The organism is Marinobacterium sp. NO-S09 (assembly GCF_059179545.1).
Window position 1 is genome coordinate 3,655,943 of the sequence record NZ_CP168954.1, and the last position, 16,057, is coordinate 3,671,999.

A 16,057-nucleotide genomic window follows, 5' to 3' on the forward strand; every position below is an offset into this window, starting at 1 on the left:
ATTCAAGCTCAGGGCTTCTATTCAAGCTCAAGGCTCTCTATTTATGCTCAGGGCTGTTTCAGCATTGAGCGGATCTCTTCCAGCTCGCTGATGGTCTGGCGCAGCAGTTGGCGATAACGGGCAGCATCATCCCCGGCGGTTTCACCGGAAAGCCACTGGCGGGCACCGGCAATGGTATAGCCCTGCTCATGCAACAGACTGCGAATCTGACGCAGCAGCAGCAGGTCCTTGTGTTGATAGTAACGGCGGTTATTTCGCTTGACCGGCTTGATCTGGTCAAACTCCTGCTCCCAGTACCTGAGTACATGGGGCTTGAGTTGGCACAGCTCTGCGGCCTCGCCGATGGTGAAATAGCGCTTGGAGGGAAGCGGCTCCAGTTCAGACGCCGTCTGGCTGGTTTCCGGCATGAATCTCCACACGCTCCTTCAGTTTCTGACCGGGTCGGAAGGTGACTACACGGCGGGCGGAAATGGGGACCTCCTCCCCGGTTTTCGGGTTTCGACCCGGGCGCTCACGTTTGTCGCGCAGATCGAAATTACCGAAACCGGAGAGTTTCACTTGCTCGTTGTGTGCCAGGCTGGCCCGGATCTCTTCAAAGAAGGAATCCACCATCTCTTTGGCTTCACGTTTGTTCAGGCCCAGCTCTTCATAGAGTCGCTCGGCCATGTCCGCTTTGGTCAACGAGCTCATGTCGGTCACCCCATCCTGTGATTACTCTCGTAACGTTGCACCACAACGCTCGCGGAGCGCTGATACAACGGCACTCACGGCACTGTTGATCTCTTCTTCATTAAGAGTGCGCGATGGGTGCTGCCAGGTCAAGCCCAGAGCCAGACTTTTTCGTCCCGGTTCAATACCTTGGCCCTGGTACACATCAAACAGAGTGACCTGTTTGAGGAACTCGCCCGCCTCAGCTTCGACCACCTGACGGATGGCATCAAAGCCGGTTTCCTGATCAGCTACAACGGCCAGGTCACGGCGAGACTCAGGGAACTTGGACAGCGAACTGAAGCGCGGCAGCTTGCCACCGGTGACCGCTTCCAAGCTCACTTCAAACAGGTATACCGGGCCGTTCAGGTCCAGCTGCTTGACCAGTGAGGGGTGCAGCGCGCCAATGTAACCCACGGTTTCGCCATTGCACTCGATACGCGCAGTCTGACCCGGGTGCAGCGCCACATGACGATCCGCCACGAAGCTGAACTGGTTACCACAGCCAGCCAGTGCCAGCAGGGACTCCAGGTCGCCCTTGGCGTCGAAGAAGTCCAGAGATTCCTTGCCCGCTGTCCAGCCTTCGGCATCACGGTTACCCGCCAGAATACCGGCAACAACGTTTTCCTGTACCAGCTCTTCGCCCTTGGGCTGGAAGCGCTGACCCGTTTCAAACAGGCGCACACGGCTCTGCTGACGGTGCTGGTTGTACTGCAGCGCTTTCGCCAGACCCGGCCACAGAGTCGTGCGCATCACCGCCATTTCGGCAGAGATCGGGTTGGCCAGTGCGATAGCCTCGTGCTGGTCGTCAAATGACTTCTGCAGCTCGGCTTCGATGAAGCTGTAAGTGATCGCTTCCTGATAGCCACGCGCTACCAGGTGACGGCGCAGTGACTGCAGGGTCAGGCGCGCTTCAGCGATCGGCGGGATCGGCAGCTTGGCGGTCGGCGTGTGTACCGGCAGGTTGTTGTAGCCGTAAACACGGGCGATCTCTTCGATCAGGTCCACTTCGATGCTGATATCGAAACGGTAGCCCGGTACGGTCACGTTCCAGCCACCTTCAACGCTTTCCAGCTGCATGCCCAGACGGGTCAGAATCTCTTCGATTTCAGCCGCCGGAATCTCCAGCGCCAGCAGTGCGGTCACCTTGTCATGACGCAACTGAACCTGCTGTACAGCCGGCAGTTCCGCTTCATTTACGGCTTCAATCACCGGACCCGGCTCGCCGCCGACGATATCCAGCAGCAGTGCAGTGGCACGCTCGATCGCCTTGCGCTGTAGCTGCCAGTCAACACCACGCTCAAAGCGGTGTGAAGAGTCAGTGTGCAGGCCGTAGTTACGGGCACGACCGGCAATTGCCAGCGGGTTGAAGAAGGCGCTTTCCAGCAGGATATCGCGTGTTGCATCGGTCACGGAGGTCGGTTCGCCGCCCATGATACCGGCCATGGCAACCGGACCCTTGGCATCAGCGATAACCAGAGTATCGGCATTCAATTCGACTTCCTGGCCATCCAGCAGTACCAGCTTTTCGCCCTGCTCGGCCTTGCGCACACGGATGCCGCTGTCGAGCTTGTTCAGGTCGAAGGCATGCATCGGCTGACCCAGCTCCAGCAGCACGTAGTTGGTAACGTCGACTACCGGGTCGATGCTGCGCACGCCGGAACGACGCAGTTTTTCCTGCATCCACAGCGGTGTGCTGACACCCGGGTTGATGTTGCGGATGACACGGCCCAGGTAGCGCGGGCAGCTATTGGCATCCACCAGCTCGACGTCGAAACGGTCATCGATTACCGGTGCAACGGCCGGAGCTTCCACCTCGGTCACGGCGGCCTTGTTCAGCACGCCCACTTCACGGGCCATGCCGGCAATGCTGAGGCAGTCACCACGGTTCGGCGTCAGATCAACATCGATAATCTGGTCGTTCAGGTTGAGATATTCACGGATATCCTGGCCCACCGGCGCATCAGCCGCCAGCTCCATGATACCGCCGTGATCCTCGGACAGGCCCAGCTCGTCTTCGGCGCAGAGCATGCCGAATGACTCGACCTGACGCAGTTTGGCTTTCTTGATTTTGAAGTTGCCCGGCAGAACGGCACCGACACGGGCAAAGGCGGTCTTGAGACCGGCACGCGCGTTGGGCGCACCACAGACCACCTGAACGGTCTGCTCGCCATCGCTGACTTCACACACCTGAAGCTTGTCGGCATTGGGGTGCTGTTCGGCGGTCAGGATCTCGCCCACGACCACACCGGTAAAGTCACCGGCAACACCTTCGACTTCATCCACTTCAAGGCCGGACAGACTCAGCTGATCCGCCAGTTCCTGAGTTCCGATCTGCGGCTGAACCAGCTCGCGCAACCACTGTTCACTGAATTTCATGCTGCTTTCCTGAAAAATCTGTTTGTGTGCGTTGTCGTCTTACTTGAACTGGCCGAGGAAGCGCAGATCGTTTTCGAAGAACAGACGCAGATCGTCCACGCCATAGCGGAGCATCGCCAGACGCTCAACGCCCATGCCGAACGCAAAACCGGTGTATTCTTCCGGATCGATACCGGAGTACTCGAAGACTTTCGGGTGCACCATGCCACAGCCCAGCACCTCCAGCCATTTGCCATCGCCACGGTCGATATCGACCTCGATGGAGGGCTCGGTGAACGGGAAGTAGGACGGGCGGAAACGGACCTTCACGTCTTCCTCGAAGAATTCACGCAGGAACTGCTCCAGCGTGCCCTTGAGGTCGGCAAAGGTGATGTTGCGATCAACCAGCAGACCTTCTACCTGATGGAACATCGGTGAGTGGGTCTGGTCGTAGTCGCAGCGATAAACACGACCCGGACAGATGATACGGATCGGCGGTTCTTGAGACTCCATGGTACGCACCTGTACCGGTGAGGTGTGGGTACGCAACAGGCGGTGGGCATCAAAATAGAAGGTATCATGCATCGCCCGCGCCGGATGGTGAGCCGGAATGTTCAGCGCTTCGAAGTTATGATAATCGTCTTCAATCTCGGGACCTTCGGCAACGCTGTACCCGATGCTGCCAAAAAAGGCTTCGATACGTTCCAGGGTCCGCGTGACAGGATGCAGGCCACCAACAGGCTGGCCGCGGCCGGGCAGGCTGACATCGACGGTTTCCGCCGCCAGCTTGGCTTCCAGTGCAGCACTTTCCAGGGCATCACGGCGGGCGTTGATGTCCGCCTGCAATTTTGCCTTGGCTTCGTTGATGAGTGCACCGGCTGCGGGACGTTCCTCGGCAGACAGTTTACCCAGACCTTTCAGCAGCGAGGTCAGCTCGCCCTTTTTACCCAGATACTGCACTCGGATCTCGTCCAGCGCAGCCAATGTATCGCTTTCAGCAACCGCCTGTTTGCCTTGTGCCAACAGGGTCTCAAGATTTTCCATTTCCGGCTCCAAACAAAAACAGGGGAAGAGTTTGCACCCTTCCCCTGTTTGATTCGATCATATGTGGACGACAAGGCCCGTACTGGAGTACTTCATCGATGTCGTCCATCCCTACCAATCGGTGGGGTTATGCCAGTGCAGCTTTAGCCTTTTCGACAACCGCGGCAAAAGCAGCCTGCTCGTATACAGCCAGGTCAGCCAGAACCTTACGGTCGATTTCGATCTCGGCTTTCTTCAGGCCGGCGATAAAGCGGCTGTAGGACAGACCGTTGATACGTGCAGCAGCGTTGATACGTGCAATCCACAGAGCGCGGAACTGACGCTTACGCTGACGACGGTCGCGGTATGCATACTGACCGGCTTTGATGACAGCCTGTTTGGCAACTCGGAATACACGGCTGCGAGCACCGTAGTAACCTTTGGCCTGTTTCAGAACTTTCTTGTGACGGGCGCGAGCCTGTACACCACGTTTTACGCGAGGCATAGCAAATCCTTCCTAATAAAAACTAATAATGACCGAAAAAAACTTACAAGTACGGCAGCATGCGCTTGACCAGAGCCTGGTCGGCAGCATGAACCTGCAGCATCGGGCGCAGCTGACGCTTACGCTTAGTGGTTTTCTTGGTCAGAATATGGCTTTTGAAGGCCTGCTTGTGCTTTACGCCGTTAGCGGTTTTCTTGAAACGCTTTGCCGCGCCACGGACTGTTTTGATCTTAGGCATTAACTTTCTCCACGCATTCGTTTATAGGTCTGCCACTACAACAAACAATAAAACCCGACACCTGTTCCCGCAGGAATAAGCGTCGGGCTGCTATCGTCGGGTGGCTATTTCTTTTTGGGAGACAACACCATGACCATTTGACGACCTTCCATTTTCGGACGCTGTTCTACAGTACTGATTTCAACAAGATCCTGTTCGATCCGCTGCATCAGCTGCATGCCCAGCTCCTGGTGAGCCATCTCACGACCACGGAAGCGCAAGGTAACCTTGCCCTTATCCCCGGCTTCAAGGAAACGTATCAGGTTGCGCAGTTTTACCTGATAATCCCCTTCTTCCGTACCCGGACGGAATTTCACTTCTTTGACCTGCATCTGAGACTGCTTCTTCTTAGCCTCATTTGCTTTCTTCTTCAGCTCGTACTGATGCTTACCATAGTCCATGATCTTGCAGACAATGGGATCAGAATCCGAGATCTGAACCAGGTCAAGTTCAGCTTCCTGAGCATGCTCAAGAGCTTCTGAAATCGGAACAACACCGATCTGATTGCCATCTGCGCCGATCAGACGGCATTCAGTAGCACGAATATTTTCATTGATCGGCGGTAGTGGCGCACGGCCACCACGTCTGTTATCACGCCTGATAGCTATATCTCCTGACGGTTTTTATTCCTGGCGGCCTTTGCGCGTCACATCTTGAACCAGAAGGTCCACCAGCGCGTCGACCGACATGGTGCCCAGGTCTTCACCGGAGCGCGTACGCACTGCAACGGTTCCAGACTCAACTTCTTTGTCACCTACAACCAGCAGGTAAGGCACCTTCTGTAAAGTACGCTCGCGAATTTTAAAGCCGATCTTCTCGTTTCTCAAGTCCGCAGTGGCACGAAGACCCGATTTTTCAAGTTTTTCTGCCAGATCGCGGCAATATTCTGCCTGATTGTCGGTGATATTCATCACCACCGCCTGCAGCGGCGACAGCCAGACCGGCAGTGCACCGGCATAGTGCTCAATCAGAATACCGATGAAACGCTCGAAGGAGCCCAGAATCGCACGGTGCAGCATGACCGGTGTTTCACGATCACCATGTTCGTTGATGAACTGAGCGCCCAGACGCCCCGGCATGGAGAAGTCTACCTGAATGGTACCGCACTGCCAGACACGGCCAAGGCAGTCACGCAGGGAGAATTCGATTTTCGGTCCGTAGAAGGCACCTTCACCCGGCAGTTCTTCCCAGTCCAGACCAGCGGTATCCAGGGCATCGGCCAGGGCTTTTTCGGCCTTGTCCCAGCTCTCGTCGGAGCCCACACGCTCTTCCGGACGGGTCGAGAGCTTGTAGATAATGTCGGAGAAGCCGAAGTCGGCATAGACTTCGTGCAGGAACTCAATGAACGAGGCGACTTCAGACTGGATGGAGTTTTCGGCACAGAAGATGTGTGCATCATCCTGAACGAAGCCACGTACACGCATGATGCCGTGCAGAGAACCGGACGGCTCGTTACGGTGGCAGGAACCGAACTCGGCCAGACGCAACGGCAGGTCACGGTAAGAGCGCAGCCCCTGGTTGAACACCTGTACGTGGCACGGGCAGTTCATCGGCTTGATAGCAAAGTCACGGCTCTCGGAGTGCGTGGTGAACATCTGCTCCTGGAACTTGCCCCAGTGACCGGATTTTTCCCACAGGGTACGTTCCACCACCTGCGGTGTCTTGATCTCCTGGTAGCCATGCTGACGCTGCTTGGTACGCATGTACTGTTCGATCTGCTGGTACAGGGTCCAGCCGTTCGGGTGCCAGAACACCATGCCCGGCGCTTCTTCCTGCATATGGAACAGGTTCAGCTGCTTGCCCAGTTTACGGTGGTCGCGCTTCTCGGCTTCTTCCAGACGATGCAGGTAGGCCTTAAGGGCTTTTTTATCTCCCCAGGCAGTACCGTAGATACGCTGCAGCATCTCGTTCTTGGCATCACCGCGCCAGTAGGCACCGGCAACCTTCATTACCTTGAAGGCCTTGATGTGGCCGGTAGACGGCACGTGCGGGCCACGGCAGAGATCGATGAAATCACCCTGCTTGTAGAACGACAGCGGCTCTTCACCCGGGATGGAGTCGATGATTTCGACCTTATACTTCTCGCCCATCTCTTCAAACAACTTGATCGCGTCAGGGCGCTCCATAACGGAACGGGACACGGGCAGGTTCTCTTTGGAGAGCTGGTTCATGCGCGCTTCGATCTTCTCCAGATCTTCCGGCGTGAACGGACGCTCGTAAGCAAAGTCGTAGTAGAAACCATCATCGATGACCGGACCAATGGTCACCTGGGCACCGGGGAACAGGTCCTGTACCGCCATCGCCATCAGGTGGGCACAGGAGTGACGGATCACTTCCAGCCCCTCTTCGTCACGCGCAGTAACGATAGCGAGGTTAACGTCTTCTTCAATCAGGTAGCTGGTATCCACCAGTTCACCGTTGACCTTGCCGGCAACGGCCGCCTTGGCCAGGCCAGTACCGATATCGGCAGCCACATCGTGAACAGTGACGGATTCATTAAAGGTGCGAGTGCTCGCATCCGGAAGCGTAATGACAGGCATAGTGCTGTTCCCTGGTTAAGGATAAGCCCATACGAGAGGCGATATCCCGAGTGATACAGAAAAATGAAATCAGGGTTTGTAGCGACGACAGGTACGAGGTGCCGGCCAACCCAATCCGCCATTATAACGACCACACCCGCAAAGCGCGATGGACGTCATACAAAATTCATTGACACTGCTTCAACAAATCGCGGGTATAGAGGATGTGGGCGCGGGCTGATTCACGGGCCAGGTTGGCATCACGGGCTTGAAGGGCGCGATGAATGGCGCTGTGCTGGCGGGCGATACCATCGGGGTAGCGGCCAAAACGGCTCAGGGTACGTGACAGCACGCTGTAGATGGCATTGAAATAGCGGTTGTAAAACAGCTGGCTGAAGGAACACACCAGCAGATGATGACTGGCTTGTGCGATCAACATATGAAACTGCAGATCGGCCTTGGCCTTCTCCAGCGTACTGGCATCACGCCCACTGCTCGAACGGCCTCGCCGGCACATCTGCTCATACTCCTGCGCCAGTAATGCCAGTTCTTCATCACTGGCACGCTGGGCGGCAAACCAGGCCGCTTCGCCTTCCAGTACCGCTCGCGCCTCAAGCACCTGCAGCTGGAACTCAATGTCCTCGCCCCTTCCCTGTAACGGCAGTTCCAGATGTTGCTCCAGCAGGTTGACGCAGCGACTGCGTCCGCCCTGCTGAGTATCGATCACCCCGGTAGCACGCAAGCCGGCCAGAGCTTCGCGCACCGCACCACGGGAAACCGCATACTCCTGCATCAGGCTGCGTTCGGACGGCAGTGCCTGACCCGGCACCCAGTCTCCGTCCAGTAGCTGGCGTTCCAGTTCGTATTGAAGATTCACGGCCACTGCCTCTTGGTAAGACCAGTTGTCAGTATAGCATTCACGCCCTATCACTCTTGACCTATCTTGAGGCCATACCTGTTGTTTAGAAGAACACAATAACTAGAGGCTGCCGACTCATGTCCGACACCCACACTCCGCCAATCAAGGTGGGCCTGTTCGTCACTTGCCTGGCTGACATGTTCCGCCCGGAAGTGGCTTTCGCCACGGTCAAACTGCTGGAGCAGGCCGGTTTTCTGGTCGATGTGCCCAAGGCGCAAACCTGCTGCGGCCAGCCGGCGTTCAACTCCGGTGATAATGAAAGTACCCGCAAGATCGCGCGCCAGACCATTGAAGCCTTTGACGGCTATCGCTATGTGATCGGCCCGTCCGGCTCATGCATCGGCATGCTGCATCATTACCCGGAGCTATTCGCGGATGATGATCCCTGGAAAGCCCGTGCCGAAGACCTCAAGGCCCGCGCCTTCGAGATCACCTCCTTTCTGGTGGATGAAGTGGATTTCAGCGGCATCCAGAGCGACTTCAAGGGCAAGATCACCTACCACGACTCCTGTTCCGGCCTGCGCGAGCTGGGTATCAAGCAGCAGCCCCGCCAGTTGCTGGGTGAAATCGATGGCGTCGAGCTGAATGAAATGCAGGAAGCGGAAACCTGCTGCGGCTTTGGCGGCACCTTCTGCGTCAAGTATCCGGACATTTCCAACCGTATGGTCAGCAACAAGACCGGCTTCGCTGCCGACAGCGGTGCCGATACTCTGGTTGGGGGCGACCTGGGCTGCCTGCTCAATATGGCCGGCAAGCTCAAGCGTGAAGGCCGCGAGATGGAAGTACGCCATGTGGTGGAGCTGCTGGCCGGCATGACCGACCAGGCCGCCATTGGCGACGCCGATTACGACCTTGGCCAGGAACTATAAAACGGAGCACGACGATGGACATTAAAAGCCCTGAATTCAAACAAAGTGCCCGTATCGCCCTGCAGGACGCCAATCTGCAGAAAGCACTGGGTAACCTGAAAGCCGGCTTTCCCGGCAAACGTGCCGCTGCCGTCGCACGCATGCCCGAATTTGAAGAGCTGCGCGATCAGGCCCGCGACCTGAAGAACCATATTCTTGAACACCTGGACCTTTACCTGGAAGAGTTTGAGGCACGGGTGGTGGAAAACGGCGGCCAGGTCCACTGGTGTCGCACCTCCGAGGATGCGCGCCAAACCATTCTGCAGATCTGTCGTGAGCAAAATGCCAAGACCGTCACCAAGGGCAAGTCCATGGTGACCGAGGAGATCAACCTCAACGAATTCCTGGAAGAGAACGATATCCGCCCGGTGGAAACCGATCTGGGCGAATACATTCTGCAGCTGCGCGGCGATCACCCCAGCCATATCATCGCACCGGCGATTCACCTCAACCTGGAAGATGTGTCCGAAGCCTTTCACGAGCATCACAAGCGCCCCAAATCGGATGATCCGGCGGAGCTAATGGCAGAAGCCCGTGAAATGTTGCGCAAGCAGTTTGTTGCTGCCGATGTGGGCATTACCGGCGCCAACTTCCTGGTGGCGGAAACCGGCTCCACGCTGATCGTCACCAACGAAGGCAACGGCGACCTGACCCAGACACTGCCCAAGACGCATATCGTAGTCTCTTCCATCGAGAAGGTCGTCCCGACACTGGAGGACATGAACCTCTTCCTGCGCCTGCTGGCCCGCTCGGCCACCGGTCAGGAATATTCGGTGTACAACACCCTGTCCTCCGGCAACCGCCGCCCGGACGATCAGGACGGCCCGGAGAACTTCCACGTGGTGCTGGTGGATAACGGCCGCAGTGACATGGTGGGCACTCAGTTCCAGGACATGCTGCGCTGTATCCGCTGCTCGGCCTGCATGAACCATTGCCCGGTGTACGGCTCTGTCGGTGGCCACAGCTACGGCTGGGTTTACCCTGGCCCCATGGGCTCGGTGCTGACCCCGCAGATGATCGGTATCGAAAAAGCCGGCCTCTTGCCCAACGCCTCGACGTTCTGCGGCAAATGTGAAGAGGTGTGCCCGGTACGCATCCCGCTGCCCAAACTGATGCGTCACTGGCGTGAAAAGGAATTCGAAAAACACCTGAGCCCGAAAGCAGTTCGCTGGGGATTGGGCAGCTGGACCTTCCTCGCCACGCGTCCGCGCCTGTACCGCCTGTTCTCGGCCAGCGCGTCCAAAGTCATGCGCATGCTGGGCAGTGGCAAGGGCAAGATCACCAAACTGCCACTGGCATCGGGCTGGACCGATCACCGCGACATGCCGACACCCACCGGCAAAACCTTCATGCAGCAGTGGGATGAGCGTCAGAAACAGGGGGAACAGCCATGAGCCGCGCCGAGATTTTCGCCAATATTCGCCGCGGCTTGCGTCGCACCGAAGCCACTGAAGCGCAAAAAGAGGCGGTACGCCAACGCCTGCAGCAGCATCCGCGCAACCGGATCCCGGCCCGCAGCCTGCATGACCACGACGCCCAGATCGAGCTGTTCATTCGCATGGCGCAGGAAGCCGCTGCCGAGATAATCGAGCTGGAAAGTCTTGAGCAAGTACCCACAGCTGCCGCCAATGCGCTGGAAGCCAAGGGTCAGAATGAACTGGTGCTGGCCAGCGACGACAGCCTGACCAGTCTGGGCTGGGCCGACGTACACGAGCGCATCGAATGCCATCAGCGCGTCGGTCAGGTCGGCGACCAGGCCAGCCTGACCCTCGCTTTCGCCGGCATCGCCGAGACCGGCACGCTGATGCTCTACTCGCGCCCGGACAGCCCGACCACGCTCAACTTCCTGCCGGACACCCATCTGGTGGTTCTGAGCAAACAGGATATTGTCGGCCCCTACGAGGATGCCTGGGATCGTCTGCGTGAAGCTTCACCTGGACGCCTGCCACGCACGGTGAATATGATCACCGGCCCCTCGCGCAGTGCCGATATCGAACAGAAACTGCAGATGGGCGCCCACGGCCCACGTCAGCTTGTGATCTTCCTGATCCCCTGATCGCTCAAGGGGCTGAAAAGCAGCAGGCTTTTCTGCCCCTCCCTTCCCTCATCACACCAGAATGCCAGTCAAGGCGATTGCCATCGTGAAAAAGCCACCGAGTTGTTGTTATGATATAACATAGATAAAGATTAACGGATTTTCGTATGAACACTGCACAACCTCTCACGCCCCACCCCATGCGTGAAGCGCTTTTCGGTGAGACACCCGAGGCGCTGACTCACATCTATGAGGAGCGATGCAATCTGGCCGTATGGCAGCGATCACTCAGCTCGGAAATAGAACAGTATCTGGATCAGACGATCACGGCTGATCGGCGCATCAATCTAAAAACCCTGTTTACCTGCCAGGCGGATATGGCCGCGGAGATTCGTGACACCCTGGAAAAGACATTTCCTCAGGCCAATGGGCGTCAGGCGCTGATCGAGGATATGGTGCAGCTGATAAAGATGTACGAGTGCCTGTTCGAACCAAAGATGATCGGCATCCGTCTCGCCACCCTGCAACAGGCCATGTGTCCCCGCTTTCATGTGGACTACCTGCCGGCTCGCCTGGTAACAACCTATGTGGGCAGCGGCAGCCAATGGCTGGAAGAACCCGCTGCCGGAGTGCCGCGCATTCCAGAGCAGGCACCCGAGCACTATCAGCAGCTCAGCCGGGGTGATGTGGCACTGCTAAAGGGCGATGGCTGGTATAACAATGAAGGGCTGGGGATTGTGCACCGCTCACCACCCGTGGAAACGGGCAGCAACCGGCTGTTCATGTCGCTGGACTGGGCAGACTGATAACAAAAAGCCTGCCCGGTGCAGGCAGGCCTTTTGCGACCAGGAACCCTAGCGCTGGAAGGGGTAAACCGACCCCAAATGCAGGATGCGACTCAATTCATCCAGTGCGGTAAAGGATTCGTCCATCAACTCGGGATCAGCCAGATCCGCTGGCAGCAGACGATCACGGTAGTGGCGTTCAACCCAATCGACCAGACGCGGGTAGAGTGTCTCGCTCATGCGTGTGGACTGATTGAACGCGGCTTGTTCAGCCTCATTCAGCACCACGCGCAAGCGCAGACAGGCCGGACCACCGCCGTTGTGCATGCTCTGGCGCAGATCGAACACCTGCACGGCATCGATAATCGGTGAAGCGGCTTCAAGCGCCTGCAGATACTGCCACACGGGCGCCACCTGCTCGCACTCACCCGGCACCACCAACAGGGTACGACCATCCGGCAGTCGCAACAGCTGACTGTTGAACAGATAACTGCGCACGGCATCGCTCAGCGCCACCTCGCTTTCTGCAACCTGAATCAGCTTTAACCCGCCATCGAGACAGGTATTCAGATCTTCCACTACCTGTGACTGGTTGTAGAAAGCACGTTCGTGGCAGAACAGCGTATCCAGGTTACCCACCGCAATCACGTCATTGTGAAACACACCCTGATCAATCGCCTCGGGGTGCTGCTGAGCAAACACAACACGATTCAGGTCCAGCCGATGCTGACGCGCAACCGCTTTTGAGGCCTCCAGCGTCTGTCGACCCGGATAACGGCTGGGTTCGGGACCGGGGCCACCGCTGCCATAGGCAAAGAAGGCTACGCCCGGCTCACCATAACTGTGTCCCAGACGGGTATGGTTGGCGGCGCCCTCATCCCCCAATGCCGCTACCGTAGGCAGCGACGGGTGATGCACAAAGTAGCGGCTGTCATTGAACGTGGCCTGCAGAATCCGGGCGGTATGCTCGGTCTCCAGTGAACGATGCAACTGACTGGCCAGGTTGGCCGGGGTGAAGTGGATCCGCTGATCACTGGCATCGGCGCTGGGCGTGACCGTGGCTGCGTTGGCAACCCACATGCTGGAGGCGGAACAGCAGGCCGCCAGCAGGCGCGGGGACGCCTTGGCAGCCGCCGCCAGCACCTCGGCATCACTGCCGGAAAAGCCCAAACGGCGCAGGCTTTTCAGGTCCGGCCGCGCCAGCGGTGCGAGCACACCCTGAACCATGCCCAGATCGTGCAGAGCCTTCATTTTGGCCAGCCCCTGCAGCGCGGCTTCGCGAGGATTGGAGGCCTGTGCCTGGTGACTTTGCGAGGCAAGATTGCCCACTGCCAGGCCCGCATAGTTGTGGGTCGGACCGACCAGACCATCAAAGTTCGCTTCAGTTGCCTGCATCAGAACCTCCTGGGTTAGTAATTAAAGTTTCAGACCCGGCGACAGGGTCTGCGGTAGCGCCAGCTGATCCGCTTCGATGCCCGCCACCGGGTAAGAGCAGTAGTCCGCCGCGTAGTAGGCGCTGGCACGGTGATTACCACTGGCACCAATACCCCCGAAAGGCGCTGCGCTGGAGGCACCGGTCAGCTGCTTGTTCCAGTTTACGATACCGGCACGAATACGGGCATAGAACTGGTCAAACAATGCTTCGGAGTCACTGAACAGACCCGCCGACAGACCGTAGCGCGTATTGTTGGCCTCGGTGATGGCGGCATCAAAGTCGGCCACGCGAATCACCTGCAGCAGCGGACCAAAGATCTCTTCATCTTCACGCTCAGCAATGGCCGTTACATCGATCAGTCCCGGCGAGATCAATCCCGTGCCTGGCTTCAGCTTTTCGCTGCGCACCAGAGAGTTGGCACCCTGCGCCAGCAAAGCATCCTGCGCCGTCATCACACCATCGGCTGCGCCTTCGGAAATCAGGCTGCCCATGAAAGGTGCCGGCTCGGCAAAGGCATCGCCCACCTGGATGTTGCGAACCGCTTCGGCCAAAGTTTCAAGGAAACGATCGCCCCAGTCACCGGTCGGTACAATCAAACGGCGTGCACAGGTGCAACGCTGGCCCGCGGTGATGAAGGATGACTGCAGGGTTTCATGCACCGCCGCGGCCATGTCGGCCACTTCGTGTACGATCAGCGGGTTGTTGCCGCCCATCTCCAGCGCCAGAATCTTGCCCGGATGACCGGCGAATTGCTGATGCAGGATGTGGCCGGTGTTGGAGCTGCCGGTGAAGAAAAGACCGTCGATATCCGCATGGGAAGCCAGCGCGATACCGGTGTCCTTTTCACCCTGTACCAGGTTGAGTACGCCCGCCGGCAGGCCGGCTTCCAGCCACAGCTTGACCATCTCGCCGGCAACCGCCGGAGTCAGTTCGCTGGGCTTGAGCACCACAGTGTTACCGGCAATCAGGGCCGGCACGATATGACCGTTGGGCAGGTGGCCCGGGAAATTGTACGGGCCAAACACGGCTACTACGCCGTGAGGCTTGTGACGCAATACCGCTTTGGCGCCAGCCATATCGCTTTCACGTTCACCGGTACGCTCGTTGTAGGCTTTGACCGAAATCTCGACCTTGCCCACCATGGCGCCCACTTCAGTACGCGCTTCCCACAAGGGCTTGCCGGTTTCTGTGGCAATGGCCACCGCCAGCGCTTCCTTGTTCTCGCCCAGCAGTTCGGCAAAGCGGCGGGCAATGGCCACGCGCGCTTCAACCCCGGCCAGTGCCCAGTCGGTTGCTGCGGCACGAGCAGCTGCTACGGCAGCATTCACCTGCTCGGTATCAGCGCCCTGCCCCTGCCAGAAAATCTCGCCGGTGGCCGGATTCAACGAAGTGAACGCCGGTCCCTGTCCGTCCAGCCAGTCGCCATTGATCATTACGGATGCGGTCATGTCAGATTCTCCTGCCAGATGAGAGAGGCACCACACGTACAGTGCTGCCTTCGGAAATTTTAAGTGCATCGGCCACATCCTGCGGCAGACCCACAACGTGCTTGCCAACCCCGTTCAGCGGCGTCATGCAGCAGCGGAAATCGTCAAAGCTGGTGGTGCTCACCAGATAGAGCTCACCTTCCGGCTGGTCCTCGGTGATATGCACACGCGAGTAGCAGCTTTCATTGATGGCACGAATATCGTCCATGCGTGCCACCAGCGTCGGGCCACCATCGAAAATATCGACGTACCCGGTAAAGCGCAGGCCTTCGGCTTCCAGCAGCTTGCGCGCCGGGGTCGTGGCCGGATGCGTCTTGCCGATCGCTGCCTGGGCATCTTCCGGCAGCAGGTTGATGTAGATCGGGTTCTTCGGCATCAACTCAGCGATGAACACCTTGTCCATGGAAGACAGCTGGTCCGCTTCACCGAAATCCAGCGAGAAGAAGTGGCGGCCCACACCTTCCCAGAACGGCGGTATCCCGTTGTCATCAGAATAGCCGCGCATTTCGGCCAGCATGTTCTCGTTGAAGCGCTTGGGAAACTCGGCCATGAACATGAAACGGGACTTGGACAGCAGAGAACCGTTTTTGCTGTGGCGCGCTTCCGGTGCCAGAAACAGGGTACAGAGTTCAGAATAGCCGGTATGGTCATTACTCAGTGTCAGAGTATGAATCAGATTGCGCACACCCAGTTCACGGGATGCGTGCAACAAGGTGCCCATGTGATAGTTGTACCAGGGCTCACTCAGGCCAACCGCGGATTCGATACCGCTGATACCGACCACTTCACCGGTGCTGGTATCTTCCATCACGAACAGATACAGGGCCTCTTCCGGAATGTTGTTGTCATTCCAGGCCGCCAGGGCGGTTTCCAGCTTACGCGCCACCTGCTCGTCGTTGTCCTGCAGAGAGGTGAATCCCTGACCGGTTTTGCGGGCCAGTTCCCGCAGTGCTTCATGGTCGGCGGCCGTAATCGGGCGAACTACCATCATGATCGATACCCCAGTTGTAATCGTCACTAAGTCCCCCAGTGCCAATCAGGCACCGGGTAAAACATTGAAAAGTTGAAATTGAATTGCAGTCGGGTCGGAGATCCGCG

General features: G+C 57.9%; 16 protein-coding genes. 4 read left to right on the top strand and 12 right to left on the bottom strand.

Going from position 1 to position 16,057, the window contains the following annotated elements; translation table 11 throughout:
* Window positions 1-47: 47 nt before the first annotated feature.
* The 9 genes from O3C79_RS16865 to O3C79_RS16905 form a co-directional block, all read right to left on the bottom strand.
* Window positions 48-407 carry a MerR family transcriptional regulator gene (locus O3C79_RS16865; protein ID WP_010324612.1) on the bottom strand — a complete coding sequence of 120 codons (360 nt, stop codon included), beginning with the start codon at window positions 405-407 and terminating at the stop codon, window positions 48-50.
* On the bottom strand, window positions 379-690 hold the full coding sequence (gene ihfA, locus O3C79_RS16870; RefSeq protein ID WP_010324611.1) for an integration host factor subunit alpha: 312 nt from the start codon (window positions 688-690) through the stop codon (window positions 379-381). Before ihfA ends, O3C79_RS16865 begins: the two co-directional genes overlap by 29 nt.
* A 21-nt stretch (window positions 691-711) precedes the next feature.
* Complete coding sequence (pheT, locus tag O3C79_RS16875) at window positions 712-3,087, bottom strand: phenylalanine--tRNA ligase subunit beta (protein ID WP_494384046.1); 2,376 nt, start codon at window positions 3,085-3,087, stop codon at window positions 712-714.
* A gap of 39 nt (window positions 3,088-3,126) precedes the next feature.
* Entirely contained in the window at window positions 3,127-4,110 is a 984-nt protein-coding gene (pheS, locus tag O3C79_RS16880; protein WP_076460958.1) for a phenylalanine--tRNA ligase subunit alpha, read from the bottom strand.
* A gap of 127 nt (window positions 4,111-4,237) precedes the next feature.
* The gene (rplT, locus tag O3C79_RS16885) at window positions 4,238-4,594 is read right to left on the bottom strand and encodes a 50S ribosomal protein L20 (RefSeq protein WP_010324608.1); all 357 of its coding nucleotides are present in this window, start codon (window positions 4,592-4,594) and stop codon (window positions 4,238-4,240) included.
* 43 nt (window positions 4,595-4,637) lie between these two features.
* Complete coding sequence (gene rpmI / locus O3C79_RS16890) at window positions 4,638-4,832, bottom strand: 50S ribosomal protein L35 (RefSeq protein ID WP_010324607.1); 195 nt, start codon at window positions 4,830-4,832, stop codon at window positions 4,638-4,640.
* Between the two features lie 104 nt (window positions 4,833-4,936).
* A complete protein-coding gene (gene infC / locus O3C79_RS16895; protein WP_139327118.1) occupies window positions 4,937-5,479 on the bottom strand; it encodes a translation initiation factor IF-3 in 543 nt (180 codons plus the stop codon).
* A 15-nt stretch (window positions 5,480-5,494) separates the two neighbouring features.
* Window positions 5,495-7,411 (bottom strand): threonine--tRNA ligase, encoded by a 1,917-nt coding sequence (thrS, locus tag O3C79_RS16900; RefSeq protein ID WP_494384047.1) that lies wholly within the window; start codon window positions 7,409-7,411, stop codon window positions 5,495-5,497.
* Window positions 7,412-7,577: 166 nt separating this feature from the next.
* Window positions 7,578-8,267: a FadR/GntR family transcriptional regulator gene (locus O3C79_RS16905; protein WP_494384048.1), complete on the bottom strand. Its 690-nt coding sequence runs from the start codon at window positions 8,265-8,267 to the stop codon at window positions 7,578-7,580.
* A 119-nt stretch (window positions 8,268-8,386) separates the two neighbouring features.
* Here O3C79_RS16905 and O3C79_RS16910 point away from each other — a divergent pair, with 119 nt between their 5' ends.
* The 4 genes from O3C79_RS16910 (at window position 8,387) to O3C79_RS16925 (ending at window position 12,058) form a co-directional block, all read left to right on the top strand.
* Complete coding sequence (locus O3C79_RS16910; protein WP_494384049.1) at window positions 8,387-9,178, top strand: (Fe-S)-binding protein; 792 nt, start codon at window positions 8,387-8,389, stop codon at window positions 9,176-9,178.
* Between the two features lie 14 nt (window positions 9,179-9,192).
* Window positions 9,193-10,611, top strand: a complete 1,419-nt coding sequence (locus tag O3C79_RS16915; protein ID WP_494384050.1) for a LutB/LldF family L-lactate oxidation iron-sulfur protein — start codon at window positions 9,193-9,195, stop codon at window positions 10,609-10,611.
* Window positions 10,608-11,273, top strand: a complete 666-nt coding sequence (locus O3C79_RS16920) for a LutC/YkgG family protein (protein WP_494384051.1) — start codon at window positions 10,608-10,610, stop codon at window positions 11,271-11,273. The genes O3C79_RS16915 and O3C79_RS16920 overlap by 4 nt, the downstream gene beginning before the upstream one ends.
* A gap of 146 nt (window positions 11,274-11,419) precedes the next feature.
* Window positions 11,420-12,058 carry a DUF1826 domain-containing protein gene (locus O3C79_RS16925; RefSeq protein WP_494384052.1) on the top strand — a complete coding sequence of 213 codons (639 nt, stop codon included), beginning with the start codon at window positions 11,420-11,422 and terminating at the stop codon, window positions 12,056-12,058.
* A gap of 48 nt (window positions 12,059-12,106) precedes the next feature.
* Here the strand turns inward: O3C79_RS16925 and astB are convergent, their stop codons facing one another.
* From astB to astA, 3 genes are read right to left on the bottom strand one after another with little or no spacing between them, the layout of a single operon-like run.
* Entirely contained in the window at window positions 12,107-13,432 is a 1,326-nt protein-coding gene (gene astB, locus O3C79_RS16930; protein WP_494384053.1) for an N-succinylarginine dihydrolase, read from the bottom strand.
* Window positions 13,433-13,453: 21 nt separating this feature from the next.
* A complete protein-coding gene (gene astD, locus O3C79_RS16935; protein ID WP_494384054.1) occupies window positions 13,454-14,920 on the bottom strand; it encodes a succinylglutamate-semialdehyde dehydrogenase in 1,467 nt (488 codons plus the stop codon).
* Between the two features lies 1 nt (window position 14,921).
* Window positions 14,922-15,950 carry an arginine N-succinyltransferase gene (astA, locus tag O3C79_RS16940; RefSeq protein WP_494384055.1) on the bottom strand — a complete coding sequence of 343 codons (1,029 nt, stop codon included), beginning with the start codon at window positions 15,948-15,950 and terminating at the stop codon, window positions 14,922-14,924.
* Window positions 15,951-16,057 lie beyond the last annotated feature (107 nt).

What these genes read in the sequence shown, in the direction of transcription:
- rplT (WP_010324608.1), bottom strand. Translation starts at nt 4,594, where the DNA reads ATGCCTCGCGTAAAACGTGGTGTACAGGCTCGCGCCCGTCACAAGAAA.
- O3C79_RS16910 (WP_494384049.1), top strand. Translation starts at nt 8,387, where the DNA reads ATGTCCGACACCCACACTCCGCCAATCAAGGTGGGCCTGTTCGTCACT.
- astB (WP_494384053.1), bottom strand. Translation starts at nt 13,432, where the DNA reads ATGCAGGCAACTGAAGCGAACTTTGATGGTCTGGTCGGTCCGACCCAC.
- astD (WP_494384054.1), bottom strand. Translation starts at nt 14,920, where the DNA reads ATGACCGCATCCGTAATGATCAATGGCGACTGGCTGGACGGACAGGGA.
- O3C79_RS16925 (WP_494384052.1), top strand. Translation starts at nt 11,420, where the DNA reads ATGAACACTGCACAACCTCTCACGCCCCACCCCATGCGTGAAGCGCTT.
- ihfA (WP_010324611.1), bottom strand. Translation starts at nt 690, where the DNA reads ATGAGCTCGTTGACCAAAGCGGACATGGCCGAGCGACTCTATGAAGAG.
- rpmI (WP_010324607.1), bottom strand. Translation starts at nt 4,832, where the DNA reads ATGCCTAAGATCAAAACAGTCCGTGGCGCGGCAAAGCGTTTCAAGAAA.
- pheT (WP_494384046.1), bottom strand. Translation starts at nt 3,087, where the DNA reads ATGAAATTCAGTGAACAGTGGTTGCGCGAGCTGGTTCAGCCGCAGATC.
- O3C79_RS16865 (WP_010324612.1), bottom strand. Translation starts at nt 407, where the DNA reads ATGCCGGAAACCAGCCAGACGGCGTCTGAACTGGAGCCGCTTCCCTCC.
- O3C79_RS16920 (WP_494384051.1), top strand. Translation starts at nt 10,608, where the DNA reads ATGAGCCGCGCCGAGATTTTCGCCAATATTCGCCGCGGCTTGCGTCGC.
- thrS (WP_494384047.1), bottom strand. Translation starts at nt 7,411, where the DNA reads ATGCCTGTCATTACGCTTCCGGATGCGAGCACTCGCACCTTTAATGAA.
- O3C79_RS16915 (WP_494384050.1), top strand. Translation starts at nt 9,193, where the DNA reads ATGGACATTAAAAGCCCTGAATTCAAACAAAGTGCCCGTATCGCCCTG.
- pheS (WP_076460958.1), bottom strand. Translation starts at nt 4,110, where the DNA reads ATGGAAAATCTTGAGACCCTGTTGGCACAAGGCAAACAGGCGGTTGCT.
- astA (WP_494384055.1), bottom strand. Translation starts at nt 15,950, where the DNA reads ATGATGGTAGTTCGCCCGATTACGGCCGCCGACCATGAAGCACTGCGG.